The 25,191-nt window shown below is 73.0% G+C and carries 29 protein-coding genes; 16 read left to right on the forward strand and 13 right to left on the reverse strand.

The window, feature by feature from the left end:
- The first annotated feature begins 221 nt into the window (after positions 1-221).
- The 4 genes from ACN28F_RS11715 (at position 222) to ACN28F_RS11730 (ending at position 3,238) form a co-directional block, all read left to right on the forward strand.
- Positions 222-1,253 carry a LacI family DNA-binding transcriptional regulator gene (locus ACN28F_RS11715; RefSeq protein WP_289208017.1) on the forward strand — a complete coding sequence of 344 codons (1,032 nt, stop codon included), beginning with the start codon at positions 222-224 and terminating at the stop codon, positions 1,251-1,253.
- Positions 1,254-1,333: 80 nt separating this feature from the next.
- Positions 1,334-2,419 carry an Rv2578c family radical SAM protein gene (locus ACN28F_RS11720; RefSeq protein ID WP_289208018.1) on the forward strand — a complete coding sequence of 362 codons (1,086 nt, stop codon included), beginning with the start codon at positions 1,334-1,336 and terminating at the stop codon, positions 2,417-2,419.
- A 69-nt stretch (positions 2,420-2,488) separates the two neighbouring features.
- Positions 2,489-2,938, forward strand: coding sequence for a CoA-binding protein (locus ACN28F_RS11725; protein WP_289208019.1), 450 nt, complete (start codon positions 2,489-2,491; stop codon positions 2,936-2,938).
- A 78-nt stretch (positions 2,939-3,016) separates the two neighbouring features.
- Positions 3,017-3,238: a DUF4190 domain-containing protein gene (locus ACN28F_RS11730; RefSeq protein ID WP_289208020.1), complete on the forward strand. Its 222-nt coding sequence runs from the start codon at positions 3,017-3,019 to the stop codon at positions 3,236-3,238.
- Here the strand turns inward: ACN28F_RS11730 and ACN28F_RS11735 are convergent, their stop codons facing one another.
- The gene (locus ACN28F_RS11735) at positions 3,239-4,168 is read right to left on the reverse strand and encodes an SDR family NAD(P)-dependent oxidoreductase (protein ID WP_421357708.1); all 930 of its coding nucleotides are present in this window, start codon (positions 4,166-4,168) and stop codon (positions 3,239-3,241) included.
- A gap of 179 nt (positions 4,169-4,347) precedes the next feature.
- Here ACN28F_RS11735 and ACN28F_RS11740 point away from each other — a divergent pair, with 179 nt between their 5' ends.
- Positions 4,348-4,845, forward strand: coding sequence for a DUF4190 domain-containing protein (locus ACN28F_RS11740; protein ID WP_289208021.1), 498 nt, complete (start codon positions 4,348-4,350; stop codon positions 4,843-4,845).
- A gap of 77 nt (positions 4,846-4,922) precedes the next feature.
- Positions 4,923-5,321 carry a DUF4190 domain-containing protein gene (locus ACN28F_RS11745; protein WP_289208022.1) on the forward strand — a complete coding sequence of 133 codons (399 nt, stop codon included), beginning with the start codon at positions 4,923-4,925 and terminating at the stop codon, positions 5,319-5,321.
- Positions 5,322-5,349: 28 nt separating this feature from the next.
- On the opposite strand, the gene ACN28F_RS11750 is transcribed toward ACN28F_RS11745, so the two are convergent.
- Both ACN28F_RS11750 and ACN28F_RS11755 read right to left on the reverse strand, forming a co-directional pair.
- Complete coding sequence (locus tag ACN28F_RS11750; protein WP_421357710.1) at positions 5,350-6,009, reverse strand: MOSC domain-containing protein; 660 nt, start codon at positions 6,007-6,009, stop codon at positions 5,350-5,352.
- Positions 6,010-6,018: 9 nt separating this feature from the next.
- A complete protein-coding gene (locus ACN28F_RS11755; RefSeq protein WP_289208024.1) occupies positions 6,019-6,987 on the reverse strand; it encodes a DMT family transporter in 969 nt (322 codons plus the stop codon).
- A gap of 63 nt (positions 6,988-7,050) precedes the next feature.
- Between ACN28F_RS11755 and ACN28F_RS11760 the strand changes: the two genes are divergently transcribed.
- Positions 7,051-7,578, forward strand: a complete 528-nt coding sequence (locus ACN28F_RS11760; RefSeq protein ID WP_421357712.1) for a pyridoxamine 5'-phosphate oxidase family protein — start codon at positions 7,051-7,053, stop codon at positions 7,576-7,578.
- A 30-nt stretch (positions 7,579-7,608) separates the two neighbouring features.
- Here the strand turns inward: ACN28F_RS11760 and ACN28F_RS11765 are convergent, their stop codons facing one another.
- Positions 7,609-8,493, reverse strand: a complete 885-nt coding sequence (locus ACN28F_RS11765) for a PhzF family phenazine biosynthesis protein (RefSeq protein ID WP_421357714.1) — start codon at positions 8,491-8,493, stop codon at positions 7,609-7,611.
- A 38-nt stretch (positions 8,494-8,531) separates the two neighbouring features.
- Between ACN28F_RS11765 and ACN28F_RS11770 the strand changes: the two genes are divergently transcribed.
- The 3 genes from ACN28F_RS11770 to ACN28F_RS11780 are packed head-to-tail and all read left to right on the forward strand — an operon-like array spanning position 8,532 to position 11,506.
- Positions 8,532-9,791: a magnesium transporter MgtE N-terminal domain-containing protein gene (locus ACN28F_RS11770; protein ID WP_421361357.1), complete on the forward strand. Its 1,260-nt coding sequence runs from the start codon at positions 8,532-8,534 to the stop codon at positions 9,789-9,791.
- Positions 9,784-10,329, forward strand: coding sequence for a DUF1003 domain-containing protein (locus tag ACN28F_RS11775; protein ID WP_289208028.1), 546 nt, complete (start codon positions 9,784-9,786; stop codon positions 10,327-10,329). The genes ACN28F_RS11770 and ACN28F_RS11775 overlap by 8 nt, the downstream gene beginning before the upstream one ends.
- A gap of 28 nt (positions 10,330-10,357) precedes the next feature.
- Positions 10,358-11,506, forward strand: coding sequence for a P-loop NTPase (locus tag ACN28F_RS11780; protein ID WP_289208029.1), 1,149 nt, complete (start codon positions 10,358-10,360; stop codon positions 11,504-11,506).
- A gap of 33 nt (positions 11,507-11,539) precedes the next feature.
- Here the strand turns inward: ACN28F_RS11780 and ACN28F_RS11785 are convergent, their stop codons facing one another.
- Both ACN28F_RS11785 and ACN28F_RS11790 read right to left on the reverse strand, forming a co-directional pair.
- On the reverse strand, positions 11,540-11,980 hold the full coding sequence (locus ACN28F_RS11785; protein WP_289208030.1) for a preprotein translocase subunit TatB: 441 nt from the start codon (positions 11,978-11,980) through the stop codon (positions 11,540-11,542).
- 75 nt (positions 11,981-12,055) lie between these two features.
- Positions 12,056-13,381: a S1C family serine protease gene (locus tag ACN28F_RS11790; RefSeq protein ID WP_421357717.1), complete on the reverse strand. Its 1,326-nt coding sequence runs from the start codon at positions 13,379-13,381 to the stop codon at positions 12,056-12,058.
- Positions 13,382-13,661: 280 nt separating this feature from the next.
- On the opposite strand from ACN28F_RS11790, the gene ACN28F_RS11795 reads away from it, so the two are divergent.
- Positions 13,662-14,234: an O-methyltransferase gene (locus ACN28F_RS11795; protein WP_289211130.1), complete on the forward strand. Its 573-nt coding sequence runs from the start codon at positions 13,662-13,664 to the stop codon at positions 14,232-14,234.
- 80 nt (positions 14,235-14,314) lie between these two features.
- Here ACN28F_RS11795 and ACN28F_RS11800 read toward each other — a convergent pair whose 3' ends face one another.
- Together ACN28F_RS11800 and ACN28F_RS11805 are read right to left on the reverse strand one after the other, a co-directional pair.
- Positions 14,315-15,937 (reverse strand): leucyl aminopeptidase family protein, encoded by a 1,623-nt coding sequence (locus ACN28F_RS11800; RefSeq protein ID WP_421357719.1) that lies wholly within the window; start codon positions 15,935-15,937, stop codon positions 14,315-14,317.
- A gap of 97 nt (positions 15,938-16,034) precedes the next feature.
- On the reverse strand, positions 16,035-16,202 hold the full coding sequence (locus tag ACN28F_RS11805; RefSeq protein WP_007455245.1) for a DUF3117 domain-containing protein: 168 nt from the start codon (positions 16,200-16,202) through the stop codon (positions 16,035-16,037).
- A 189-nt stretch (positions 16,203-16,391) separates the two neighbouring features.
- Here ACN28F_RS11805 and ACN28F_RS11810 point away from each other — a divergent pair, with 189 nt between their 5' ends.
- Positions 16,392-17,189, forward strand: a complete 798-nt coding sequence (locus ACN28F_RS11810; RefSeq protein WP_289208032.1) for a PaaX family transcriptional regulator C-terminal domain-containing protein — start codon at positions 16,392-16,394, stop codon at positions 17,187-17,189.
- An 89-nt stretch (positions 17,190-17,278) separates the two neighbouring features.
- Positions 17,279-18,070, forward strand: coding sequence for an enoyl-CoA hydratase-related protein (locus tag ACN28F_RS11815; RefSeq protein WP_289208033.1), 792 nt, complete (start codon positions 17,279-17,281; stop codon positions 18,068-18,070).
- Between the two features lie 70 nt (positions 18,071-18,140).
- Here ACN28F_RS11815 and ACN28F_RS11820 read toward each other — a convergent pair whose 3' ends face one another.
- From ACN28F_RS11820 to ACN28F_RS11835, 4 genes are read right to left on the reverse strand one after another with little or no spacing between them, the layout of a single operon-like run.
- Positions 18,141-18,767, reverse strand: coding sequence for a hypothetical protein (locus ACN28F_RS11820; protein ID WP_289208034.1), 627 nt, complete (start codon positions 18,765-18,767; stop codon positions 18,141-18,143).
- 33 nt (positions 18,768-18,800) lie between these two features.
- Positions 18,801-19,382 (reverse strand): DNA-3-methyladenine glycosylase I, encoded by a 582-nt coding sequence (locus ACN28F_RS11825; protein WP_421361359.1) that lies wholly within the window; start codon positions 19,380-19,382, stop codon positions 18,801-18,803.
- 32 nt (positions 19,383-19,414) lie between these two features.
- On the reverse strand, positions 19,415-19,900 hold the full coding sequence (locus tag ACN28F_RS11830) for an SRPBCC family protein (protein WP_289208035.1): 486 nt from the start codon (positions 19,898-19,900) through the stop codon (positions 19,415-19,417).
- Complete coding sequence (locus tag ACN28F_RS11835) at positions 19,897-20,451, reverse strand: DivIVA domain-containing protein (protein WP_289208036.1); 555 nt, start codon at positions 20,449-20,451, stop codon at positions 19,897-19,899. Before ACN28F_RS11835 ends, ACN28F_RS11830 begins: the two co-directional genes overlap by 4 nt.
- Positions 20,452-20,595: 144 nt before the next feature.
- Here ACN28F_RS11835 and folP point away from each other — a divergent pair, with 144 nt between their 5' ends.
- Positions 20,596-21,465 carry a dihydropteroate synthase gene (gene folP / locus ACN28F_RS11840; RefSeq protein WP_421357725.1) on the forward strand — a complete coding sequence of 290 codons (870 nt, stop codon included), beginning with the start codon at positions 20,596-20,598 and terminating at the stop codon, positions 21,463-21,465.
- A gap of 91 nt (positions 21,466-21,556) precedes the next feature.
- On the opposite strand, the gene ACN28F_RS11845 is transcribed toward folP, so the two are convergent.
- On the reverse strand, positions 21,557-21,934 hold the full coding sequence (locus ACN28F_RS11845) for an NADH-quinone oxidoreductase subunit A (protein ID WP_282225398.1): 378 nt from the start codon (positions 21,932-21,934) through the stop codon (positions 21,557-21,559).
- 307 nt (positions 21,935-22,241) lie between these two features.
- Between ACN28F_RS11845 and ACN28F_RS11850 the strand changes: the two genes are divergently transcribed.
- Positions 22,242-24,089, forward strand: coding sequence for a 2-oxoacid:acceptor oxidoreductase subunit alpha (locus ACN28F_RS11850; protein ID WP_289208038.1), 1,848 nt, complete (start codon positions 22,242-22,244; stop codon positions 24,087-24,089).
- Positions 24,082-25,149: a 2-oxoacid:ferredoxin oxidoreductase subunit beta gene (locus ACN28F_RS11855; RefSeq protein WP_289208039.1), complete on the forward strand. Its 1,068-nt coding sequence runs from the start codon at positions 24,082-24,084 to the stop codon at positions 25,147-25,149. The genes ACN28F_RS11850 and ACN28F_RS11855 overlap by 8 nt, the downstream gene beginning before the upstream one ends.
- The last annotated feature ends 42 nt before the right edge of the window (positions 25,150-25,191 follow it).

A 25,191-nucleotide genomic window follows, 5' to 3' on the forward strand; every position in this document is an offset into this window, starting at 1 on the left:
CCTCCTTGACTGGTCGGGAACGGTGCGCCACGCGGTAGGTAAGCGCTTTCCTGCGTACGTTACTGGTTGCACTCATCCCACGGCAAGGGCTTTCCGGCCGACCGGAGCCGCGCCACGCTATCCTCAGCGACAACGTCTCCGGACCGCCCGCGAGGCAGTGCGCCCGCAGCCGGCGCAGCGCCCGACCGGGTCGCGCGTGGAGTCCGGGAGAGGAGCGGATCGTGGCCACGCTCGCGGACGTCGCGAAACGCGCCGGCGTGTCACCGGCCACCGCCTCACGGATCATCAACGGCAGCAGCAAGCCGGTCACCGAAGCGCTGCGCGAACGGGTCCTCGCCGCCGTCGAGGAGCTGCAGTACGTGCCGAACGCGCACGCCCAGTCGCTGGCCCGGGCCCACCGCAGCGCGGTCGGCGTGATCGTCCACGACGTGTCGGATCCGTACTTCGCCGAGATCACCCGGGGCCTGCAGCGGGTGGCCACCGAGCACGGCCGGCTGGTGATCATCTGCAACAGCTACCGCGACCCGGACAAGGAACTGCAGTACGTCGAACTGCTGCGCGCCCACCAGGCGGCGGCGATCGTCCTGGCCGGCTCCGGCTACCACGACGAGACGTTCACCGCCCTGCTGGAGAGCAAACTGCGGGTCTACGAACGCACTGGCGGCCGGGTCGCGGTGATCGGCCGGCACTCCCACGCCGGGGACGCGGTGGTGCCGGACAACGAAATGGGCGGCTACCTGCTCGGCGCCGAGCTCTACTCGCTCGGACACACCCACTTCGGGGTGGTCGCCGGCCCCAAGGTGCTGACCACGACCACCGACCGGCTCACCGGACTGCGACGGGCCGCCCGGGAACACGGCCAGAAGCTGCCCGCCCGGCGGATCGCGTACGCCGATTTCGACCGCGCGAGCGGCGCGGCCGCCGCCGCCGGCCTGCTCGACGCCGAGCCCGGTCTCACCGCGATCGCCGCGCTCAACGACTCGATGGCCATCGGCGTCCTGGCGCTGCTGCGCTCGCGCGGCATCGCGGTACCGGAGCAGTTCAGCGTGGTCGGCTTCGACGACATGCCGGTCGCCCGCGACGTGACCCCGGCGTTGACCACCGTACGGCTGCCGCTGGCCGAGATGGGTGCCCGGGCGATGACGATGGCGCTGCAGGTGTCCGGCGGCCCACGGGCGGCCATGATCGAGGAGGTCGGCGCCGAGCTGGTGCGTCGCGACAGCGCAGGGCCGCCACCACCGGCGGTCGGCTGACGTCGCGACGTCGGTGGTCGCGCGGGCCGACCCGCGCGTCGCACTTGCCCCCCGATCGTACGTGTGTTCGAATGGACCACATGCGTTGGGACACCTTGTCGGCTCCCCCCGACGGGGCCGGCCCACCCGGGGCAGCGCCAGCGGCTCCACCCCTGCCGCTGGCGCTGCCCGAGGCCGTCCCGCGCACCTTCGACACCCCCGGCTTCGCCGGCATGACGTTCTACGAGATCCACGCCAAGTCGATCATCAACCGGGTGCGCGGTGGTTCCCGGGTGCCGTTCGAGTGGACGGTCAACCCGTACCGTGGGTGCAGCCACGCCTGCGCGTACTGCTTCGCCCGCAACACCCACACCTACCTCGACCTCGACGCCGGGCTCGATTTCGACAGCAAGATCGTGGTGAAGGTCAACGCCGCCGAGTTGCTGCGCCGCGAGCTGGCCGCACCGGGCTGGTCGGGCCAGCCCATCGCGATGGGCACCAACGTCGACTGCTACCAGCGGGCCGAGGGGCGCTACCGGCTCATGCCGGAGATCATCGGCGCGCTGCACGACGCGGCCAACCCGTTCTCGATCCTCACCAAGGGGACGCTGATCCTGCGGGATCTGCCGCTACTGCGCCGCGCCGCCCGGGCGACCACGGTCAGCCTGGCCGTCTCGGTGGGCTTCGTCGACGAGTCACTGTGGCGGGCCGTCGAGTCCGGTACGCCCAGCCCCGCCCGGCGGCTGGCGACCGTCCGCACGCTGACCGACGCCGGGTTCGACGTCAGCGTACTGATGGCACCGATCCTGCCCGGCCTGACCGACGACGCCGAGTCGATCGACACGACCGTCGCCGCGATCGCCCGTGCCGGGGCGGTCAGCGTCACTCCGCTGCCGCTGCACCTACGGCCCGGTGCCCGCGAGTGGTACGCCGCCTGGCTCGGCCGCACCCACCCGCACCTGGTCGCCCGCTACCGCGCGCTGTTCCGGTCCGGCGCCTACCTGCCGCAGTCCTACCAGCGGGAGATCGTCGCCCGGGTGCGGATGGCCGCCCGCCGGCACGGACTCGCTCCGGCCGGCCCCGGCGCCGCCCGCCAACTCGCGGGCACCGACACCGCGGGCACCGACACCGCGGGCCCGCCGGGCACCGCCGACCGCCAACTCCCCGGCCAGCTCGCCCTGCTGTGAGCCGGTCATCGGCTGAGTCGGTCGGCCGGTAGCCGGCCACGCGCCGCCCGCCGCGCATACGCTCGACCGATGAGAAACCCGCAACAGATCCTGGCGGACGCGCGGACGATCGCGGTGGTGGGTGCGTCCCGCGATCCGGCGAAACCGGCCCACAGCGTTCCGGCGCAGCTCATCCGGTACGGCTGGCGGGTGATCCCGGTCAACCCGTACGTCGACGAGATCTTCGGCGAACGGACCTGGCCGAGCCTGGCCGACCTGCCTGTCCCGGTGGACCTGGTCAACGTGTTCCGGCCCGTACCGGATGCGATCGACGTCGTGCGCGACGCCGTCCGCGTCGGCGCACCCGCCGTGTGGCTGCAGAGCGGGATCGCCTCGACGCAGGCCCGGGAGATCGCCGACGCCGCCGGAATCGACTACGTCGAGGACCACTGCATCGCGGTGGAACGGGCCCTGGCCAGACTCACCGGACCCGGCTGGTCGGCCGCCGACCCGACCGCGTCACCGGGCCGACCGGGCTGAGCCATGGGCCGACCGGTGCCACCGGACGCGGACCGACCGCCGCCAGGCCGGCCAGCACCGCCGGCCCGGGGTCTGAACATGCTGGCGGTCCTCACGCTGGCCAGCGCCTTCGTGTTCGCCCCGGCCGCGATCGTGCTCGGACACCTCGCGAAACGCCAGATCCGGCGGACCGGTGCGGACGGCTGGGCGCTGGCCGACTGGGGACTGTTCCTCGGCTACCTCGGCACCGTCGTCGGCCTGCTGTGCTGCTGCGGCCTGCTCGTCGTGACCATCCGCAGCGCCGGGCTCGGAACGCCCTGATCAGCGGTACTGGGCCTCCTGGACGCTGTTGCCACCGTCCACGACGAGCATCTGGCCGGTGATGTAGGAGGCGGCCGGCGAACAGAAGAACGCGATCGCCGCCGCTACCTCGTCCGGGGTGCCGGGGCGGCCGATCGGCGTACCGATGCCCTGCTTGAGCTCGGTCACCGTGGACGCCGCCGTGTAGATCGTCCCCGGGGCGACCGCGTTGACCGTGACCCCGTCGGCGACCAGCTCCATCGCCAGTGCCCGGGTGAGCCCGACCACCCCGGCCTTGGCCGCGGCGTAGCCGGCCTCGGTCGGCAGGGCGTTCACCGGGCCGGCGGTGGCCGCCAGGTTGACGATTCGGCCCCAGCCCCGCTCCGACATCCCGCCGATGAAGGCCCGGCTGCACAGGAAGGCGGTGGTCAGGTTCCGGTCGATCTCCGCCCGCCACTCGTCGAAGCTGAGCTGCGCGACCGGGCGCAGCACCTCCGGGCTCGCCCGGCTGGCCAGTCCGGCGTTGTTCACCAGGACCTCGACGTCGCCGAGCTGCTCGGCGACGGCATCGGCCAGGGCACCCACCTCGGCCTCGTCGGTCAGGTCCGCCACGAAACCGGTCGCGCCGAGCTCGGCGGCCCGCTCGTGGATCCGGCGGGTGGTGGAGACGATCGCGACCCGGGCACCGAGCTGACCGAGCCGGCGCGCGGTGGCGTACCCGATCCCGTCCGAACTGCCGGCGCCGGTGACCAGGGCGACCCGCCCGTCCAGCCGCAGGCTGCTCGGCTCCGGCCAGGGGCCGCCGGCCACCGTTACCCCGTCGGGGTCGGCCGGGCCCGATCCGACCCGGGTGGTGGCGTCCGGCCCGGCGCCCGGCGCCGGGAGCGCGGACGGACCGGACGGTCGGGTCGGTGCGCTGGAACGGAGCACGGTACGTGCGTCAAAGCCCATGCGCTGATCCTGCCCGCTGGCGTCGTCAGGAGCAACGACGTGCGGCAGCCGCGCGTTGGCGGCGACCGTCTACCCTGTGCGCGCAGCCTGCTGCGACAGTGGGCCACCGCGCTCCGGCCGGACGCGCCGTCCGTTCCGACCGCGGGCGACCGGCCACTTCGACAGAAAGACCTACGGTGATGAGCCAACCCCAGCAGCCCGGCAACTGGAGCGACCCCTCCTGGCAGGGTCAGCAGCAGCCGTACGGCTCCTACGACCCGGCCGGGCAGGTCAGTGGGCAGCCGGCCGCTCCGGGCTACCCGGCGTACCCGGATCAGCAGGCGTACGCTCCGGGCGCCGGGTACGCCACCCCGGGCTATCCGGCGGGTTACCCCTACCCGGTGGCCGTTGCCAACCCGGTCAACGGTCGGGCGATCGCGGCGCTGGTCCTGGGGATCCTGGGCATCCTCGGCCTCTGTGGATACTTCGTCCCCGGCCTGATCGGCATCGTCGGCGCGCTGCTCGGCCACTCCGCTCGGCGGCAGATCCGCACCGCCGCCGAGCAGGGCCGCCCCGAACAGGGCGACGGGATGGCGGTCGCCGGGATGATCACCGGCTGGATCTCGTTCGGGATCTCGCTGCTCGCCTCCATCGTGATCGCCATCGCCGTCATCGCGAGCATCAGCCAGAACCAGTAGTCCACGGTCCGTCCGGGTGACGCCGGTGCGCACAGTTCACCGACCATCGTGTCACCGACCATCGTGAGGGGAAGACGATGTACGACTCAGATCCCGGCAAGTCCGACCAGCCGCCGACGCCGGGCCACCCGGGCGGCCCCGGCCAGCCGTACCCGCCGGGTCAGCCGTACCCGCCGGCCGGCGGGTGGCCCGGTTACGCCCCACCGCCACCGACCAACACGATGGCCCTGGCCTCGTTCATCGTGTCGCTGGTCAGCCTGTTCAGCTGCCCGCTGATCGGCATCGTGTCGATCGTCCTGGGCCGCCGCGCCCGCGACGAGATCCGGCGTACCGGGGAGCAGGGCGAGGGGCTCGCCCAGGCCGGCGTGATCATCGGCTGGATCGGCGTCGCCCTCGCCGTACTGGGCGCCCTGGTGTTCCTGGCCTACTTCGGCTTCATTTTCCTGATGGTGAGCAACTCGACCGCCGCCTACTGACCCGCGCCGGTGCTCGCGGCGGCGCGGGTCACCGGGCGGTACGGCGGTCCACCAGCTCGCGGACCGACGAGGGCAGTGCGGTGGCCGGGCGCAGTCGGGGCAGCAGCTCCGGCTCGCGGGTCAGCGCCCGGAACACGGTCGCGACCGTCACGTCGTGGTCCGGGCTGGCCAGCACGGTCACCGGGTCGCCGGCCCGTACCGGGCCGTCGGCGACTACCCGCAGGTACGCGCCGGGCCGGACCGCCTCGGTGAACCGGACGACCCAGCGCTGCTCGGCCATCCAGTGGGCGAACGCGCCGCACGGGATCCGGGGCGCGCTGACCTGCAGCCGCAGCTGGTCGCCGATCAGCCACTCCTGCCCGATCGGGGCACCGTTGACGTCGATCCCGGCCAGGGTGAGATTTTCGCCGAAGACACCGGCCGGCAACGGCCGGCCGAGTGCGGTCTGCCAGTGGTCGAGGTCCTCCCGGGCGTACGCGTAGACCGCCTGGTCGTCACCGCCGTGGTGGCGAGTGTCGAAGATCTGGTCGCCGACGAGTCCGCTGGGCGGGCCGCCGCTGCCGCGCGGCCCCGGGGCGTGCACCTGGACCGGGCCGGTGACCGGTCGTTTGTCGATCCCGGTGACACCGGTCTGCTTCGCCGGGTTCGGCCGGGGCACCGCCACGTTCACCGAGAGGACCTCACCCATACGTCCAGCTTAGGCCGGCGGGTGTTCCGGCGGGCCCGCCTCCGGTGGCAGTGGTGGGGGCGTCCGGACCCGGGTGCCGCCGAGCACGACCACGGCGACACCGACCAGCAGCAGCCCCAGGCCGGGCAACGCGGCGGCCCGGGGCACCTGCCCCAGCCAGGCCCAGGCGATCAACGCGGCGCCGGGCACCTCCAGCAGGATCAGCACGCTGACCGTGGTCGCCGGGATCTTGTTCAGGGCGTAGCTGAACATCGAGTGGCCGAGCAACTGCGCCCCGACCACCAGGCCGAGCACGGCGAGCCAGGTGGAGCCGGGAAAACCGGTCAGCGGTACGCCGGCGGCGAGGCAGACCACCAGCAGCACCACCGCGCAGACGCCGTAGCAGATCGTCGTGTACGTGGTGGTGCTGACCGTCCGCCGGGCGTGCTCGCCCAGCGCGGTGTAGATCGCGGCGAAGATCGCACCGGCGAGTGCCAGCAGGTCTCCGGCGACGGCACGGGCGTCGAAGCCGATGTCGGCACCGGTGGCGAGCGCCGCGCCGAGCACCGCCACCGCGATCCCGACCCAGGTCAGCAGCGGCAGGCGGCGGCCCTGCCCGAGCGCGATGAGGCCCTGCCAGACCGGCTGGGTGGCGACCAGCGCGGTGGCTGTCGCCACCGAGGTCAGCTGGGCGCTCGGCATCCAGGTGCCGAAGTGCGCGGCGAGCGCGACCCCGGCCAGGACACACCAGCCGAGCTGGCGGCGGCCGACCGGCGCGGCCAGCGCCCGCAGCTCCGGGCGGCGGCGGGCCAGCACGAAGGGGGCGACCGCGCCGGTGGCCAGCAGGTTGCGCCAGAAGGCGACCGCCAGTGCCGGCGCGGCGGCGAACGCGATCAGCGGTGCCGACGTCGACACGGCCAGTACGGCGATGGCCGTGGCGCCGGTGGCGAGCAGTTCGCCCCGGCCGGCCGGGGCGGGGTTGCGGGCACCGGAGGACACGGGACACGATCCTCACAGATCGCGGCAGCGGACAGGTCGGCGGGTTTGCGGCACGATGGCAGGGTGACCAAGGACGAATCCGCCCCGCCCGAACCCGCCGGGTCGACCCCGCTGATCGCCGAGGCGGTCCGTAAGGCGTCGGTCGCCTGGATCGCGACGGCGGGTGGACCGGCCCGGGTGATGTGGTGTCATCCGGTCGACGGTGCGCTGTACCTGGTCACCGGCGCCGGCGAGCAGTCCGGTGCCGACCTGGTGGCCGGCGAACCTGCGTCGGTCACGCTCCGCGGCGACCACGGCGGGCGGATCGTGACCTGGCCGGCGGAGGTGGCGTTGGTCGAGCCGGGCAGCGCCGACTGGGACGCGGTCGCTCCGCAGGTGGCCGCGAAGCGACTCAACGCCGCCGAGAACCCCGCCGACCTGGTCAGCGCCTGGGCGACGCGGTGCCGGCTGTACCGGCTCACGCCGGCCGACGGCCCGGTCGCGGCCGGGTCGACGTTGCCCGACGACTCCCTGGCCGCGCCGCCCCGGCCCAACCCGGCCGTCCGGCGCACCCGGCGCCCGTTCCGGCTGCACCGGGTGCGGCGCCGCTGATCAGGCGACGTGGGAGGTCGGCCGGGTAGCTCAGCCGACGAACGGCGGGACGGCGATCTGGCCGGCCGCGACCGGTACGACATGGCCGGCGACCGTCGCGCCCCGGGCCCGCCCACCCAACGCGGTCACCGTACAGTCCATGGTAGACGGTCGATGGATCTCCGCGCCCTGCCGGACGACGTACCGTGACTGCCCGTTGGCCGGCAGCAGGGCACTGGCCACCGCCCACACGCCGAGGCCGAGGGCGGCCGAGCCGGTGGCCGGGTCCTCCACGACGCCGGCACCGGGGCAGAACACCCGGCTGTGCGCCACCGGACGGTCCGTACCGGTCGCCGGGCCCCAGGAGAAGACGCTGATCATCCCGACCCCGGCGGCCTGCGCCGCGCCTGAGTCGAGCACCGCGCGGGCGACGGCTTCCGGCCGTACGGACAGGTAGTCGAACTCCAGCCCGCAGCCGGCCCGACGCGGCGCCGGACCGGCGTGGTCCGCCGGGCCGAGTCCGACGGCGGCCAGCAGCGGCTCCGGATCCTGCGGTGCCCCCACGGTCGGCTCACCGCCACGCAGCGCCGCGTAACCATCCTCGGACAGTTCGATCGGCAGCAGCCCGGCCCCGCACTCCTGCACGACGGTGCCGGCCGCCACCAGCCCTCGTCGGGCTGCGGTCGCCGCCGCCCCGACGCTCGGGTGGCCGGCGAACGGCAGCTCCTGCTCGGGTGTGAAGATCCTCACCCGGTAGTTCGCTTCGGCGGCCCGGGCCGGCAGCACGAAGACGGTCTCGGACAGGTTGAACTCCCGGGCGATCGCCTGCATCTGGTCGCTGGCGAGCTGCTGGGCGTCGAAGACGACGGCGAGTGGATTGCCGGCGAACGGCCGGTCGGTGAAGACGTCGACGATCTCGTAGCCGAGGCTGGACATGAAAGAAACACTACGGCCCGTAGGCTGTGCCCGTGACTATGGCGAACAGGGTGTACATCGCCCGGCTCGCCGGGCTCGCCGTCTTCGACCCCAACGGCGACCAGGTCGGGCGGGTCCGGGACGCGGTGGTACGGCTACGCACCACCAACCGGCCCCCTCAGGTGGTCGGGTTGGTGGCCGAGATGCCGATGCGTCGGCGGATCTTCCTCCCGATGGGCCGGGTGACCGCGGTCGACCCGGAGTCGGTGCTGCTCGGCACCGGCACCCTCAACCTGCGGCGGTTCGAGAAACGGCCGAACGAACTGCTGGTGTTGGAGGATCTGCTGGACCGGCGGGTCGCCTTCGACGCCGACGAACGCCCCGGCACCGTCGTCGACGTGGCAATGGAGGCCAACCGCATCGGCGAGTGGTCGCTGACCCGGGTCGCGGTCCGGGAGATCACCGGTCGGTTGACCCGGCGCGGCCACCTGCACCAGCTGGACTGGCACCGGGTGCGCGGGCTGATCGGGCTGCCGGACACCCAGGGCACCGCCGGACTGTTGTCCGTACTCGACCAGATGCGGGCCGCCGACCTGGCCAACGCCCTGCAGGATCTCCCGGACAGCCGCCGGCACGAGATCGCCGCCGCGCTCGACGACGAACGCCTCGCCGACGTACTGGAGGAGCTGCCCGAGCACGACCAGGTGGCGATCCTGACCGCGCTGGACCGGGAACGCGCCGCCGACGTTCTGGAGGAGATGGACCCGGACGACGCGGCCGACCTGCTGGCCGAGCTGCCGCCGCCGGAGCAGGACGTGCTGCTGGACCTGATGGAGCCCGACGAGGCCGACTCGGTGCGTCAGCTGCTGCAGTACCAGGCGGGCACCGCCGGAAGCGTGATGACCTCCGAGCCGGTCATCCTCACCCCGGACGCCACCGTAGCCGAGGCGCTGGCCCGCATCCGTGAGCCGCAGCTGCCGCCGGCGATCGCCGCCCAGGTCTTCGTCGCCCGGGCGCCGATGGCCACCCCGACCGGCAAGTACCTGGGCGTGGTCCATTTCCAGCGGCTGCTGCGGGAGCCGCCGGCGGAACTGCTCGGTGGAGTCGTCGACAACGGCATCGACCCGCTGCAGCCGGAGACGCCGCTGCTGGAGATCACCCGACGGATGGCGACCTACGACCTGGTGGCGATGCCGGTGGTCGACGCGACGAACCGGCTGGTCGGCGCGGTGACCGTGGACGACGTGCTGGACCATTCGCTGCCGGCGGACTGGCGGGACCGGGACACCCCGCTCGACGACGGGAGCACAGATGGCTGAGCACCGCCGGACCGTGCGTCTGGACCAGCCGCGTGATCCTGGCCGGCTGTCGCTGCCCCGCTACGACCCGGAGGCGTTCGGGCAGTGGGCGGAGGCGATCGCCCGGTTCATGGGCACCGCCCGGTTCCTGGTCTACATGACGGTCTTCGTCGTCGGCTGGATCGCCTGGAACACCCTCGCCCCGGCGGACCTGCGCTTCGACCCGTACACCTTCACGTTCCTGACCCTGATGTTGTCGGTCCAGGCCTCGTACGCCGCGCCGCTGATCCTGCTGGCGCAGAACCGGCAGGCCGACCGGGACCGGGTCTCGCTGGAGGAGGACCGGCGGCGCGCAGCGATGCAGAAGGCCGACACCGAGTACCTGGCCCGGGAGATCGCCTCGCTGCGGGTGGCGGTGGGCGAGGTGGCGACCCGTGACTTCCTGCGCTCGGAGCTGAGCCGGCTCGCGGAGGAACTCGACGAACAGGCACACCGCCGACACCGGCTGGAACGCCGGCCGCTCGAGGGACCGCAGCAGGTCGACGGCGACCGGCGCTGACCGGTCACCGCGACGTAGCATGGCGGTCATGTCCGCACCGACCAGCACCGTCACCGACGCCGTCAATGCCGCCCTGACCACGGTCAACGACCCGGAGATCCGCCGGCCGATCACCGAGCTGGGCATGGTGCGCTCCGTCGTGGTCGGCGCCGACGGCCTGGTACGGGTGGAGCTGCTGCTCACCGTCGCCGGCTGCCCGCTCAAGGACAAGTTGCGCGGCGACATCACCGAGGCGGTGACCCGGGTCTCCGGGGTCACCGGCGTCGAGATCGAGTTCGGGGTGATGAGCCCGGAGCAGCGCAAGGCGCTGCAGGAGCAGTTGCGCGGCGGCAGCGCGGGCGCCGAACCGGTGATCCCGTTCGCCCAGCCCGGCTCCCGGACCCGGGTGTACGCGGTGGCCAGCGGCAAGGGCGGGGTGGGCAAGTCCAGCGTGACGGTGAACCTGGCCGCCGCCCTGGCCGCCCGGGGGCTGTCGGTCGGGGTGATCGACGCCGACATCTACGGACACTCGGTGCCCCGGATGCTCGGTGCCCAGGGCAAGCCGACCCGGGTCGAGGAAATGATCATGCCGCCCCAGGCGCACGGCGTGAAGGTCATCTCGATCGGCATGTTCACCGCCGGCAACGCCGCCGTGGTCTGGCGCGGGCCGATGCTGCACCGGGCGTTGCAGCAGTTCCTCGCCGACGTCTACTGGGGCGAGCTGGACGTGCTGCTGCTGGACCTGCCGCCGGGCACCGGCGACGTGGCGATCTCCCTGGCCCAGCTGCTGCCCAACGCCGAGATCCTGGTGGTGACCACGCCGCAGGCGGCGGCCGCCGAGGTCGCCGAACGCGCGGGTGCCATCGCGTTGCAGACCCATCAGCGACTGGTCGGCGTGGTGGAGAACATGTCCTGGCTCGAGCTGCCCACCGGTGAGCGGATGGAGATCTTCGGCAGCGGCGGCGGCACCACCGTCGCCGAGTCGTTGACCCGGACGGTCGGCGCGGCGGTGCCGCTGCTGGGGCAGATTCCGCTGGACACCCGGGTCCGGGAGACCGGCGACGCGGGCAATCCGATCGTGCTGGCCGACCCGACGGCCGCCGCCGCCAAGGCCCTCGTCGGCGTCGCCGACCGGTTGGCGGTCCGACGCGAGTCGTTGCTCGGCAAGCCGCTGGGGCTACGCCCGGCCGGCCGCTGATCCGCCGCCGACCGCCACCTCGATCCGCCGGACTCAGGTGGCGTCGACGTCGACCGGCTTAGCGGGCGCGGCGGGCGCGGTAGCTGCCGGCGCGGACCGCACGGCCGCGTCGCGCGCCGGCGCCGTCGTCGACTTCAGGTCGGCCGCCGCCGCGACGTCGCGCAACTCGTCACGCACCCCACCGATGTCGGACCGCAGGTCGTCGTAGACGCCCTGCAACGGCTTGCGCAGCGCCGCCTCGTCCTCCTCGCTGATCAGATGCTTGCGGATGAACGCCTTGGGGTGCAGATCCTCCAGCTGGATGTCGGTGCCCAGCTCGCGGCTGAGGTCCGAGGTGGCGTTGCGAGCCATGTTGCGCAGATTGCGCACCATCCGCAGACCGTCGGAGATCACCTGCGGCAACCGGTCGCCGAAGATCAACAGGGCGAGCATCAGGATGAGCCCGATCTCCCACCAGTTCAGGTTGTCGAACACGAAGTCGCCTCCCTCGCCGCCGTCGAAGGCAAGAGTACGCACGTCGCGGGCCGGTCCGGGAGGGCCGACCGGTTGTTACTTGGCGTCGGCGGCCAGAGTCACCGACGCCGACCGGCTCTCCGTACCGCGTCGGTAGTCGACCGCGACCACCGCGCCCGGCGGATACTTGCGCACCAGGGCGATCAGATCGGTCGCCTGGTCCAGCGGGCGGCCGTCGATGCGCAGCACCACGTCGCCGGCCTGTAGGCCGGCCGCAGCCGCCGGGCCGCCGTCGACGACGTCGCTCAGCCGTACGCCGGCCCCCGGCGTGCCGGCCGCGTCGGTGACGTTGGCGCCGAACACGGTCCGCCGCGCTTTCCCGGTGTTGATGATGTCCAGGGTGATCCGCTGAGCGTGGTTGATCGGGATGGCGAAGGCGAGACCGATGTTGCCGGCGGTCTCCTCGTCGGCGGCCAACGACTTGATGACCGAGTTGACGCCGATCACCCGGCCTGCCCCGTCCACCAGCGGTCCGCCTGAATTGCCCTGGTTCACCGCCGCGTCGGTCTGGATGGCCGCGTAGTAGCGCTGCTGCCCGCCGGGCTCCCCCGCCCGGATCGTCCGGTCGATCGCGCTGACGATGCCCGAGGTGACCGTGTTGGTCAGCGCCAGCGGCGAGCCGAAGGCCAGCACCGGGTCACCGACGGCGATCGCGTCGGAGTCACCGAACTCGACCGGGGTCAACCCGGTCCGGTCGACCTTGATCACCGCGACGTCGGACTCCGGATCCTGCCCGACGATCGACGCGCCCGCCGTCGACCCGTCGCTGAACAGCACCACCGCCTCGCGGGCACCGACGCCCACCACGTGGTCGTTGGTGATCACGTAGCCGTCCGCGGTCGCCACGAACCCCGAACCGACGCTCTGCCCGGCGGCGCCGCTCACCTGGACGGTGACCACGCTCGGCAGCACCCGCTGCGCGACACCGGCGAACGAGTCGGCCGGACGTTGCGCCAGGCCGGGCGGCTCCCCCGGGCCGGCGCCGAGCGCCGTACCGCCGGTCGCGGCCCCACCGCGAACCGCGAAGGCGAACCCGAGCGCCCCGCCGAGGCTGCCGGCGAGCAGCGCGGTGATCACCGACACGATCACCAGCGGGGTGAGCCCGCGCCGGGCGGTCGCATCCGGGTCGGACACCACCTCCGGCCCACCGGCGGTGCCCGCGCCGACCGGCGGCACCTCGACCACCACCGCCGACGGGGCGTACGGGTCACGCCACGGATCCCGCAACGCGTCCGACCACCACGGCGACGCCGTCGACCCGGACGGCAGCTGTGGTCGCGTCTGCGGCCAGCCACCGACCGGCGGCTGGTGCCCCGGCACCGGGTTCCCGTCGGCCCGGTGCCAGTTACCGCCGTCGGTCACGATTGCCTCCCAGTCCATCCCCCAGGGCGACGGCACCCGTCCGTACGGCGACATCGCTCACCGTCCAGGATTGCACGGAAAATCGAGGAACATTCAGCGGTCGCCGAAGGGTTTCCGGGCCGGGCGGGTCGGACCTGCGGCGGCGCTCTACGCTCGTAGCGGCAACCGCCACCCGACCCCCCGCTGGAGGTGCGCCATCACCCCGGTCACCCGCCCCCCCGCCTGGACGACCGCACCCCAGGCCCTCCAGTTCGTCGCCGGATACGCCGCCGAGGACCTGGTGCTGCGTACCGCCCGCAGCCTGGCCGAGGAGGTCGGACTGCGGGCGGTGAGCGCGGACACCGGCGCCGCCCTGCGGCTGCTCGCCGCCGCCGGCAACGCCCGCGCGGTCGTCGAGATCGGCACCGGCACCGGAGTCAGCGGCGTCTGGCTGCTGCGGGGCATGCGCGCAGACGGCGTACTCACCACGATCGACGTGGAGAACGAACACCAGCGGATGGCCCGCCGGATCTTTCTGGAGGCCGGGTTCGCCGCCTCGCGTACCCGGATCATCACCGGTCGGGCGCGCGACGTACTGCCCCGGTTGGCGGACGCGGCGTACGACATGGTGGTCGTCGACGGCGACAGCGCCGAGTACGGCGCGGTCGTGGACGCGGCGCTGCGGCTGCTGCGCCCCGGCGGCATCCTGGCGGTCAACGGCGTGTTGGCCGACGGCCGGATCGGCGACCCGACCGCCCGCGACGCCGAGACGGTCACCATCCGCGAGCTGGTCAAGGCCGTCCGCGAGGCCGACGAGTGGGTGCCGGCGCTGCTGCCGGCCGGCGACGGGCTGCTGGCTGCGGTCCGGCGCTGAACGTCGGCCGGCCACGCCGACTGTGCCGACCGGACGGCCTGCCACGCAGCTCACGCCGCTCACGCCGACCGGACGGCTGGTCATGCGGGCGGGTCGACGGCGGCCAGCCAGCGCACCAGCGTCCGTACGCCCCAGCCCGTCGCTCCCCGGGTCAGCTCGGCATGTTCGTCGTCGGACCAGGACGGCGCGGACATGTCGTAGTGCGCCCAGCGGTCCCGCAGCGCACCGGTGAACTCGCGCAGGTAGAGGGCGGCCACCACCGAGCCGGCCCCCCGGTCCGGCGCGCTGAACAGGTCCGCGATCTCACTGCCCAGGTACTCGACGTAGTCGCCGGGCAGCGGCATCCGCCAGGCGTTCTCACCGGCGGCCGCCGAGGCGGCGAGCAACTGTCCGGCAAGCGCGTCGTCGTCGCTGTACAGGGCCGCCGTCCGGCGGCCGAGCGCGACGGCGTTCGCGCCGGTCAACGTGGCCAGATCGACAAGGTGGTCCGGTTCGTACCGGCTGACCGCGTAACCGATCGCGTCGGCCAGCACCAGCCGCCCCTCCGCGTCGGAGTTGGTGGTCTCGCTGGTCCGCCCGTCGTAGTGGCGCACCACGTCGCCGGGGCGCAACGCGCTCCCGCTGACCATGTTCTCCGCGAGCGGGGCCAGCACGGTCAGGCGTACCGGCAGCGCCAGGTCGGCGACGGCGAGCGCGGTGGCCACCACGGCGGCGGCACCACCCATGTCCTTGCGCATCAGCTTCATGCCGTCGACAGGTTTGATCGAGACACCACCGGTGTCGAAGGTGATGCCCTTGCCGACCAGGACCACGTGCCGGCGGGCCGCCGGCGGTGCCCAGTCGATCTCCACCAGCCGTGGCGTGGACGCGGAGCCGGCGCCGACCGCGAGCAGTGCGCCGAATCCCTCGGCGGCGAGCTCCCGCGGGCCGCGCACGGTGACGGTGAGCCCCGGCCGGGTCGCCGCGGCGGCGAGCACCTGGTCGACGAACCAGGCCGGGTTCTTGACCGAGGACGGCATGTTGGTCAGGTCGCGGGCCAGCAGGGTCGCGGCGGCGGTGACCCGGGCCGTGTGCAGCGCTTGCCCCACCGCCGGGGTCGACTCGGCGGCGAGCAGGATCTGCGGCGTACCGGCCGGACCGGGGTCGGGCTGCGGCCGGGCCGACGCGATCGCCGCGCCGTCGCCCGGCGGCGGGACGGCGAACCGGTAGCCGGCCAGCCAGCATCCCTCGGCGAAACCCCGGACCGCGTCCGGAACGGTCTCGGACCCTGGTGCCGTGGTCGGATCGGGCCCGACGGCGACCAGCCAGGCACTGTCGGACGGCACCTCGACGGCCTGCTCGTGGCGGATCATCCCGCCGATGGCGGCACCCGCCGTCCGCCAGCCGGCCTCGTCGCCGGCACCGACCCCGACCAGCACCACCCGGTACGGGGCGAGCCGTGGCCGGTGCAGTACCTCGATCTCACCGGGGTCGCCGGTGTGGCCGGTCCGGGCCGCCAGCGCGGCGGCGGACGCGACCAGCTCCGACCGGTCGCCCTCGACGTGCAGTTGCTGTGGTGGTGCGGCGATACGGATGTCGACGCCGGCACGCGCGGCGGTGACGGGCAGGACGACGGTGTCGGCGACAACGGTGTCCGCCGGCAGACGGATGGCGAACACGCCGGGGTTACCTCCTGGGACGCGAACGACTGATGCCCACGGCATACCGAGTCCGCCGACCCGGTGGGGACCGGGTCGGCGGACTCGTCAACCGTCGCTATGTCGACCCGTGGGCCAGCGCTGCCCCGCGGGTCCGGCTCGATCAGCCTGCGGCGGCCTTCAGCGCGTCACCGAGCGCGTTGGCCTCGTCGGGCGTCATCTCGACGACGAGTCGGCCCCCGCCCTCCAGCGGAACCCGCATGACGATGCCCCGGCCCTCCTTGGTGACCTCCAGCGGACCGTCGCCCGTCCGCGGCTTCATCGCCGCCATGTTGTCTCCCCTCAGACTTGCCCCAGGGCCGCTGGGTGTGCCCCAGCCACCTCGTCAGTCTCACCGCGTGCCACTGCCACGGTGCCGACCAACGATTTTCCCTGATGAACACCGCCGGACCCAAACCGAGGCCACAATGCTGTGACAGCATCTAGCATATCTTGAACTGGGCTGTCACAATGTGCGGTCATGCAGGCACGGTCGGCGCTCTTCGACCTGTTCGGTGACCACCTCCGCCCACGGGGCGGTCGGGCACCCGTCGCTGCCCTGGTCAGACTGCTCGCCCCGCTCGGCATCGCGCCGCCGGCGGTGCGGACCGCAGTGTCCCGGATGGTGCGCCAGGGCTGGCTGCACCCGTCGCGAATGGCCGCCGGGCCAGGCTATCTGCTGACGCCCAAGGCCGCCCGGCGATTGGACGAAGCCGCCGCCCGGATCTACCGCACCGGTCGGATCGGCTGGGACGGCAAGTTCGACCTGCTGGTGCTGGACGCCCCGAGCGCCCGCCGGGAGCGGCAACGGCTCTGCGCCAACCTGAGCTACCTCGGGTACGGGATGCTCGACGAACACACCTGGGTGGCGACCCGGACCGCCAGCGAGGTGGACGGTCTGCTGGCCGAAGCCGGCGTCCGGTTCGAGCGGTTCACCGCCGCGCACACCGGCGGCACCGCCGGCGCCGCCGCGCTGGTCCGCCGGGCCTGGAACCTGGCCGAGATCGGGCAGGCGTACGAACGGTTCGTCGCCGAGCAACGCCCGCTGCTCGCCCGGGTGACGGTCCGCAGCAGCGACGAGGAGGCCTACGCCGCCCGCTTCCGGCTGGTGCACGCCTGGCGGGGATTCCTGTTCCAGGATCCGCAGCTGCCGCCGGCGCTGCTTCCGGAACGGTGGCCCGGCACCAGCGCCGCCACCTTCTTCGACCGGCACGCCGCCCGGTTGCGACCCGCCGCCGACCGCTACGTCGACACCTGCCTGGACATCAACCACCGCTGAAACCACCGCCGACCCGTACCGACCCGTACCGACCGCCGCTTGCCGGTCCCGATCGTCCGGCGGCCAGCAGACGAAAGGGACCACCAGCTGTGACCGACCCACTGCTCGTCGACCGCACCGACGCGGTCGTGACACTGACCCTGCACCGCCCGGAGTCGCTCAACTCACTCGACGTCGCGCTCAAGGAGGCGCTGCGCGAGGTCCTGGCCGAGTGCGACAGCGACCCCGGTTGCCGGGCCGTCGTCCTCACCGGTGCCGGCCGTGCCTTCTGCGTCGGCCAGGACCTGCGGGAACACGTCGCGACGCTGGAGTCGGGCGACCGCGATCCGCTGGACACCGTACGGGAGCACTACAACCCGATCGCCGCCCGGCTGGCCGGGCTGTCCAAGCCGGTCGTGGCCGCCGTGCGGGGCGCGGCGGCCGGCGCCGGTGCCTCGCTCGCGATGCTCGCCGACCTGCGCATCGGCGGCCCGGGGACCAGCTTCCTGATGGCGTTCGCCAACGTCGGCCTGGCCGGCGACACCGGGGCGTCCTGGACCCTGCCCCGACTGGTCGGCTTCCCGAAGGCCGTCGAGCTGATGCTGCTGGCCCAGCCGGTGCCGGCCGCCGAGGCGCACCGGATCGGGCTGCTGCACCGGCTCGTCGACGACGACGAGCAGGTGCTGCCGGCCGCCCAGGAACTGGCCGCGCGGCTGGCGGCCGGGCCGACCGTCGCGTACGGGGCGATCAAACGCCAACTGTCGGTCGGTGCCTCCGGCACGCTCGCCGACGCGCTGGCCGCCGAGGAACATGCCCAGTCACTGTGCGGCGGCACCGCCGACCACCGGCACGCCACCGCGGCGTTCGTCGCCAAGCAGCGGCCGGTCTTCGACGGCCGCTGAGACGAGCCGTACGCCGGGACGAGCCGTACACCGGGACGAGCCGTACGCCGATCCGGCCCCACGGCACCGGTCAGTCGTCCTCTTCCGGGTCCTGGTTGGCCTCGGCACCGAGCACGAACGCCTGCATCGCCAGTTCGTCACCGGAGGGGTACACGAAGGCCGGCAGTTCCCGTGGCCCCAGCTCCCGCACGTACGACCAGAACACCCGGACCGCCTCGGCCGCCGTCGGCGCCTCGATCGGCAGATCGACACTGACCAGCCAGGTCCGTCGGTCGCCGGTCGGCGCCAGCTGGCCGGCGAGGCTGCGGTAGGTGGCGACGTCGACCGCCGTGACCGGGCCGGCGAGCACGAGCGCGGACGCCGGTACCGGATCGTCGAACGCCCGGCAGGTGTAGTGGACCACCAGTGGTGGCGGGCCGCCGGCCCGGGTCTCGCCGCCCTCGGTGCCGCCGCCGGCGGCACCGACGCGACCCAGCGCCACCACGAACGGCTGTTCGCCGTCGGTCACCACCAGCACCGGTGCGCCGAACGCGGGGCGCGGCCCGCCGTCCAGGCCGGTCAGCTCGAGGGAGTCGTGGTGGAACAGCCGCTCCGCCTCGTACCGTTGGGCCGGGATCACCACCGCCCAGGCGCCGGTGCCGCCACCCGCGTCGGAAGTGCCCGTCGGCGGGTCGGATGGGGTCGTCTCGTCTTGCATGTCCCTATCCCACCACGGCACCCGGTGTGCGGATCAGCGCACCGGCAACGGTGGTGGCACGTGGCAGCCGTCGACGTGGTCGTCCACCATTCCGGTCGCCTGCATGAGGGCGTACGCGGTGGTCGGGCCGACGAACCGGAAACCGTGCCGCTTCAGCGCCCTGGCCAGTGCCGTCGACTCCGGGGTCCGGGCCGGCACGTCGGCCGCCGACGCCGGCCGACCGGCGCGCGGCGGCGGTGCGTACGACCAGAGCAGGTCCGCCAGGCCGGCCGGCAGGTCCAGGGCGGCCCGCGCGTTGGCCACCGCCGCTTCGATCTTGGCCCGGTTGCGGACGATACCGGCGTCGGCGAGCAGGCGCGTCACGTCGGCGGGACCGTACCCGGCGACCTTCGCGATCCGGAAGCCGTCGAACGCGGCGCGGAACGCCTCCCGCTTACGCAGGATCGTCAGCCAGGACAGCCCGGACTGGAATGCCTCCAGGGTGAGCCGCTCGAACAGCGCGTCGTCGCCGCGTACCGGGCGCCCCCACTCCTGGTCGTGGTAGCGGCGGTACTCCGGCGGGTCGGCACCCCACGCGCAGCGGGCCAGGCCGTCCGCGCCGGCACTCAGCCCGATCGGCAGGGTCGGCACGGTCGGCCCACCGGCGGTCACGGCAGCGCCCCCGCCTCGACCAGCCGGCCGAACTTCTTCAACGCCTGGGTGAGACTGACCTTCGAGCCGGGCCACAGCAGTGGCCAGGCCAGCCGGCCGGCGACACCGCCGGGCAGGTGGAACCACTCGTGCCAGACGACCTGGGTCCGGTCGTGGTCCATCTGCGTGCAGCGCAGCACTCCTGGGCCGCGCAGCAGCGCGCCGCAGTGCACCACCCGGACCTCGTACGGCGGATCCACCCGGACCACCCGCATCTCGTCGCGCAGCGACACCGGACCGACCGCGGTGACCGCCACGATCAGGCTGCCCTCGCCGCCGTCGCCGGAGGCCACCGTCACCTCGGTGAACGGAATCCAGTCGGACTGGCGCTCCCAGGCGGTGAAGGCGGCGAACACCCGCGCGGCGGGGGCCCGGACGATGACGGTCGCGGTGACCTCGCCGGAGCCGGGAGTCGCGGCCTCGGCCTCGCCGGACGTGCTCACCTGGCCGCACCGTCGCCGGGCCGCGCGGCGGTCGACCCGGTGCCGTCGGCCGGGCCGGCCGGCACCGTGACGCCGGCCTGCTCCGCCGCAGCCGCGTCGTTGTCCCGCTCCGGCGCCGCCGCGTCGCCGCTGCCGGACCCGGGCGGGGCCGTCGCGAGGTCGATGTCGGCCGTGGCCGGCTCGGCTGCCGCCACCAGCGCCGCGTCGCGGGCCCGGCGCAGCACCTCGGCGTCCTCGGTCCGCCCCTCGCGCAACGCCGCCACCTCCGCCTGGAGCACCTCGATCAGCTCGTCCTTGTAGCCGATGTCGTACGCGGCCCGGCGCAGCGCCTGGTCGACCTGCGCCATCCGGTAGCCCCGTACCGCCGTGTCGAACCGGACCCGGGTGATGTCCTGCTCCAGCAGTGGCCGGGTGCCGGGCAGCGGCACCGCCCGCCCGTCCGGCTCCACCGGCGTCAGGCCGGGATCGTTGCCGGTGACCAGGACGGTGACTCCGAAGACGACCCCGGCGACGGTCAGCGCGGCGACCAGGACGAGGAAAAACTGATCCATGACCGAATCGTGGCATGTCGACGCGGCGAGGGCGACCCCCCGACGGCGAGTCGCGGTCCGCCCGACGCCCTCCGGCACCCGACTACCCTCACTGACGCGGACCGCCGCAGGCGGCGCCGGCGCGGACTGCGGCAAGGAGGTGCCATGGCGGACCCGCTACGGCTGGGTCGGCGGGTCTTCGCCGCCAGCGACCTGGCGGTGATGGCGATCGTGAACCGTACGCCCGATTCGTTCTTCGACCGGGGCGCGACCTTCGCGGCCGACGCCGCGTTGCGCGCCGTCGAACAGGCCGTCGCCGACGGCGCGGACATCGTCGACATCGGCGGGGTGAAGGCCGGACCGGGTACGGCGGTCGGCGTCACCGAGGAGATCGACCGTACGGTCGGCACCATCGCGGCGGTCCGGGCCGCCTTCCCCGACCTGGTCATCTCGATCGACACCTGGCGGGCCGAGGTCGCCCGGGAGGCGGTCGCCGCTGGCGCGGACCTGCTCAACGACACCTGGGCCGGCGCGGATCCGCAGCTCGCCGAGGTGGCTGCGGCGACCGGGGCCGGGCTGCTCTGCTCACACACCGGTGGGACCACGCCACGTACCCGGCCGCACCGCGCGGCGTTCGACGACGTCGTGGCCGACGTGGTCGCCACGGTGGCCGGGCTCGCCGAGCGGGCGGTGGCGCTGGGGGTACGCCCGGACGGGATCCTGATCGATCCCGCGCACGACTTCGGCAAGAACACCCGGCACTCGCTGGAGGTGACCCGCCGTCTCGACGAGCTGGTCGCCACCGGCTGGCCGGTCCTGGTCGCCCTGTCGAACAAGGATTTCATCGGCGAGACCCTCGACGTACCGGTCGACCAGCGGCTGACCGGCACCCTGGCCACGACGGCGGTCTCCGCCTGGCTGGGCGCCCGGGTGTTCCGCGCGCACCAGGTGGCCGCGACCCGACAGGTCCTGGACATGGTCGCGTCGATCCGTGGCGACCGGCCACCGGCGGTGTCCCGCCGCGCGCTGGCCTGAGCCCGCCGGTCCGGCGCGTCCGTCAGCCCCGGCGCAGCGCGTCCGTCAGCCCCGGCACGGCGCGTCCGTCAGCCCCGGCACGGCGCGTCCGTCAGGTCCAGCGGAGCACGTTGCGGCGCCAGGCGTAGAGGATGCCCAGCGCCAGCACCGCGACGAAGATCCCCATCTCGGCGACGGTGACCAGGCCGAACCCGGGCCGGTCGAAGATCACCGCCCAGGGGAAGAGGAACACTGCCTCCACCGCGAACAGCACGTAGAGGAAGGCGTACACGTAGTAGCGGATCTGGGCCTGCGCCCAGTCGCCGCCCACGGGGTCGAGGCCGCACTCGTAGCTGGCGCGTTTACCGACCGGATCGGCCGGCCGGGCCGGGCGCAGCAGCCGGTTGGCACCGTACGCCACGACGAAGAACGCCACGCTCACCAGCAACAGCAACCCCAACGTCGCGTACGAGCCGAGGTAGCCCTGCATGTCCGGCAGTCTACCGGCCGACGGGCCAAGGGTGCCCGCCCGTCCGGGTGTCGCCGGGCCCGCCACCCGGACCGCGCCCGGGTGAACACGAGGTGATTCCAGTCCCACCCGGCGGACCCGAGCCGGGTATCCGACTGGATCCGACGTAGGCTTTCCCGAAGGTGCGAGGATGGTTAGGACGCCCTTACCCTGGCACCGACAGTCGCCGCGTCGCGGCACCGGCGGGCTCGCGCCGCACATTCGGGCAGCAGCTGGCGAGGCGGACCGTGGTCCGCGCCGCCGGCCGGAAACGAGGAGGTCAGCGCACGTGGCCAAGCAGGTCCGTCAACTGGATCGGGTGGTCATCCGGTTTGCTGGCGACTCCGGCGACGGGATGCAGCTGACCGGTGACCGGTTCACCTCGGAGACCGCGCAGTTGGGCAACGACATCTCCACGTTGCCGAACTTCCCTGCGGAGATCCGGGCACCCGCCGGCACCCTGCCCGGCGTGTCCAGCTTCCAGGTGCACTTCGCCGACTACGACATCCTCACCCCCGGCGACTCGCCGAACGTACTGGTCGCGATGAACCCGGCGGCGTTGAAGGCCAACCTGGCCGACCTGCCGCGCGGGGCGGACATCATCGTCAACACCGACGAGTTCACCCGGCGCAACCTGGCCAAGGTCGGGTACGCGGCGAACCCGCTGGAGGACGGCTCGCTCGACGGCTACGCCCTGCACCCGGTCGCGCTCACCTCGATGACCATCGGCGCGCTCGCCGAACTGTCGGTCTCGAAGAAGGACGCCGAGCGGGCGAAGAACATGTTCGCGCTGGGCCTGCTCTCGTGGATGTACTCCCGGCCGTACGAGTCCACGATCCGGTTCCTGCAGCGCAAGTTCGCCAAACGCCCGGACCTGGTCGAGGCGAACATCGCCGCGTTCAGGGCCGGCTGGAACTTCGGCGAGACGACCGAGGACTTCGCGGTGCGCTACGAGGTCAACCCGGCCCGGATGCGCCCCGGCACGTACCGCAACATCACCGGCAACGCCGCCCTGTCGCTCGGCCTGGTCGCCGCCGGGGTGCGTGCCAAGCTGCCGGTCTTCCTCGGTGCCTACCCGATCACTCCGGCCTCGGACATCCTGCACGAGCTGAGCAAGCACAAGCGGCTCGGGGTGATCACGATGCAGGCCGAGGACGAGATCGCCGCAGTCGGTGCGGCGCTCGGTGCCTCGTACGGCGGGGCGCTCGGCATCACCACCACGTCCGGCCCCGGGGTGGCCCTCAAGAGCGAGACGATCTCCCTGGCGGTGGCCCTGGAGCTGCCACTGCTCATCGTCGACGTGCAACGGGCCGGCCCGTCGACCGGGATGCCGACCAAGACCGAGCAGGCCGACCTGAACATGGCGTTGTTCGGCCGACACGGTGAGGCACCGGTCGCGGTGATCGCGCCCCGCTCACCGTCGGACTGCTTCCACGCGGCGATCGAGGCCGCCCGGATCGCCCTGACCTACCGCACGCCGGTGCTTCTGCTGTCGGACAACTACGTGGCCAACGGCTCCGAGCCGTGGCTGCTGCCGGAGGTCGACTCGCTGCCGGACCTGCAGGTCGAGTTCGCCACCGCGCCCAACGACGCCGACGGCAAGACCTTCCTGCCGTACCTGCGGGACCCGCAGACGCTGGCCCGGCCGTGGGCGATTCCCGGCACGCCCGGCCTGGAGCACCGCATCGGCGGACTGGAGAAGGCCGACAAGACCGGCGACATCTCCTACGACCCGGCCAACCACGACTTCATGGTGCGCACCCGTCAGGCCCGGATCGACACGATCCCGGTGCCCGACGTCGAGGTCGAGGACCCGGACGGCGACGCCCGCACGCTGGTGCTGGGCTGGGGATCGACGTACGGCCCGATCGGTGCCGCCTGCCGCACCCTGCGCCAGCGCGGGCTGCCGGTGGCCCAGGCACACCTGCGGCATCTGGCACCGCTGCCGGCCAACCTGGGCGACGTGCTGCGCTCCTACGACCGGGTGGTGATCCCGGAGATGAACCTGGGCCAGTTGGCGCACGTGATCCGGGCCCGGTACCTGGTCGACGCGATCGGCTACAACCAGGTCCGTGGCCTGCCGTTCACCGCCACCGAGCTGGAGACCATGCTGGAAGAGGTCGTGAAGAATGTCTGAGCCCGCTCCCAACGGCCGCGCTGGCACCGGCACGCCGGTGGCACTCAAGCTCACCGCCAAGGACTTCAAGTCCGACCAGGAGGTGCGCTGGTGCCCGGGCTGCGGCGACTACGCGATCCTCGCCGCCGTGCAGTCGTTCATGCCCGAGCTGAACATCCCGCGCGAGCGGACCGTCTTCGTCTCCGGCATCGGCTGCTCGTCGCGCTTCCCGTACTACATGAACACGTACGGGATGCACTCGATCCACGGTCGCGCCCCGGCGATCGCCACCGGCCTGTCGGTCTCCCGTCCGGACCTGTCGGTGTGGGTGGTGACCGGCGACGGTGACGCGCTGTCGATCGGCGGCAACCATCTGATCCACGCGCTGCGGCGCAACGTCAACCTGAAGATCCTGCTGTTCAACAACCGGATCTACGGGTTGACCAAGGGCCAGTACTCACCGACGTCGGAGCTTGGCAAGGTCACCAAGTCGACGCCGGTCGGGTCGGCCGACTCGCCGTTCAACCCGCTGTCGCTGGCGCTGGGGGCCGAGGCGACCTTCGTCGCCCGGACGATCGACTCCGACCGCAAGCACCTGCAGTCGGTGCTGCGGGCCGCCGCCGAGCACAACGGGTCGGCGTTCGTCGAGATCTACCAGAACTGCAACATCTTCAACGACGGCGCCTTCGACCAGCTCAAGGAGCCGGCCACCCGGGACGACTACCTGATCCGGCTGGAGCACGGGCAGCCGATCACCTTCGGCGCCGAAGGCCGGTTCTGCGTGGTCCACCCGCCGGGCGGCTTCGGCCTCGAAGTGCGCGAGACGGCCACCGTACCGGCCGAGGAGATCGTGGTGCACGACGCGACGATCGACGAGCCGGCGTACGCGTTCGCCCTGTCCCGGCTGCCCGGTGCCGACCTGCGCAACACGCCGATCGGGGTGTTCCGCAGCGTGCCGCGGCCCAGCTACGACAGCCTGATCCAGGCACAGGTCGGCGCGGCGATGGCCCAGGCCGAGGGGACCCCGGAGGAGCAACTGGCCGGGCTGCTGCGCAGCGGCGACACCTGGTCCATCGACTGACCCCCTGACCCCGCGCGAGGTCGGCCCTGGTCGACCGGCTGG

This window comes from Solwaraspora sp. WMMA2101 (genome assembly GCF_049179175.1).
In the GTDB taxonomy this organism is placed as follows: domain Bacteria; phylum Actinomycetota; class Actinomycetes; order Mycobacteriales; family Micromonosporaceae; genus Micromonospora_E.

What these genes read in the sequence shown, in the direction of transcription:
- ACN28F_RS11720 (WP_289208018.1), top strand. Translation starts at nt 1,334, where the DNA reads ATGCGTTGGGACACCTTGTCGGCTCCCCCCGACGGGGCCGGCCCACCC.
- ACN28F_RS11725 (WP_289208019.1), top strand. Translation starts at nt 2,489, where the DNA reads ATGAGAAACCCGCAACAGATCCTGGCGGACGCGCGGACGATCGCGGTG.
- ACN28F_RS11730 (WP_289208020.1), top strand. Translation starts at nt 3,017, where the DNA reads ATGCTGGCGGTCCTCACGCTGGCCAGCGCCTTCGTGTTCGCCCCGGCC.
- ACN28F_RS11735 (WP_421357708.1), bottom strand. Translation starts at nt 4,168, where the DNA reads ATGGGCTTTGACGCACGTACCGTGCTCCGTTCCAGCGCACCGACCCGA.
- ACN28F_RS11740 (WP_289208021.1), top strand. Translation starts at nt 4,348, where the DNA reads ATGAGCCAACCCCAGCAGCCCGGCAACTGGAGCGACCCCTCCTGGCAG.
- ACN28F_RS11745 (WP_289208022.1), top strand. Translation starts at nt 4,923, where the DNA reads ATGTACGACTCAGATCCCGGCAAGTCCGACCAGCCGCCGACGCCGGGC.
- ACN28F_RS11750 (WP_421357710.1), bottom strand. Translation starts at nt 6,009, where the DNA reads ATGGGTGAGGTCCTCTCGGTGAACGTGGCGGTGCCCCGGCCGAACCCG.
- ACN28F_RS11765 (WP_421357714.1), bottom strand. Translation starts at nt 8,493, where the DNA reads ATGTCCAGCCTCGGCTACGAGATCGTCGACGTCTTCACCGACCGGCCG.
- ACN28F_RS11770 (WP_421361357.1), top strand. Translation starts at nt 8,532, where the DNA reads ATGGCGAACAGGGTGTACATCGCCCGGCTCGCCGGGCTCGCCGTCTTC.
- ACN28F_RS11775 (WP_289208028.1), top strand. Translation starts at nt 9,784, where the DNA reads ATGGCTGAGCACCGCCGGACCGTGCGTCTGGACCAGCCGCGTGATCCT.
- ACN28F_RS11780 (WP_289208029.1), top strand. Translation starts at nt 10,358, where the DNA reads ATGTCCGCACCGACCAGCACCGTCACCGACGCCGTCAATGCCGCCCTG.
- ACN28F_RS11800 (WP_421357719.1), bottom strand. Translation starts at nt 15,937, where the DNA reads ATGCCGTGGGCATCAGTCGTTCGCGTCCCAGGAGGTAACCCCGGCGTG.
- ACN28F_RS11805 (WP_007455245.1), bottom strand. Translation starts at nt 16,202, where the DNA reads ATGGCGGCGATGAAGCCGCGGACGGGCGACGGTCCGCTGGAGGTCACC.
- ACN28F_RS11810 (WP_289208032.1), top strand. Translation starts at nt 16,392, where the DNA reads ATGCAGGCACGGTCGGCGCTCTTCGACCTGTTCGGTGACCACCTCCGC.
- ACN28F_RS11820 (WP_289208034.1), bottom strand. Translation starts at nt 18,767, where the DNA reads ATGCAAGACGAGACGACCCCATCCGACCCGCCGACGGGCACTTCCGAC.
- ACN28F_RS11835 (WP_289208036.1), bottom strand. Translation starts at nt 20,451, where the DNA reads ATGGATCAGTTTTTCCTCGTCCTGGTCGCCGCGCTGACCGTCGCCGGG.
- folP (WP_421357725.1), top strand. Translation starts at nt 20,596, where the DNA reads ATGGCGGACCCGCTACGGCTGGGTCGGCGGGTCTTCGCCGCCAGCGAC.
- ACN28F_RS11845 (WP_282225398.1), bottom strand. Translation starts at nt 21,934, where the DNA reads ATGCAGGGCTACCTCGGCTCGTACGCGACGTTGGGGTTGCTGTTGCTG.
- ACN28F_RS11855 (WP_289208039.1), top strand. Translation starts at nt 24,082, where the DNA reads ATGTCTGAGCCCGCTCCCAACGGCCGCGCTGGCACCGGCACGCCGGTG.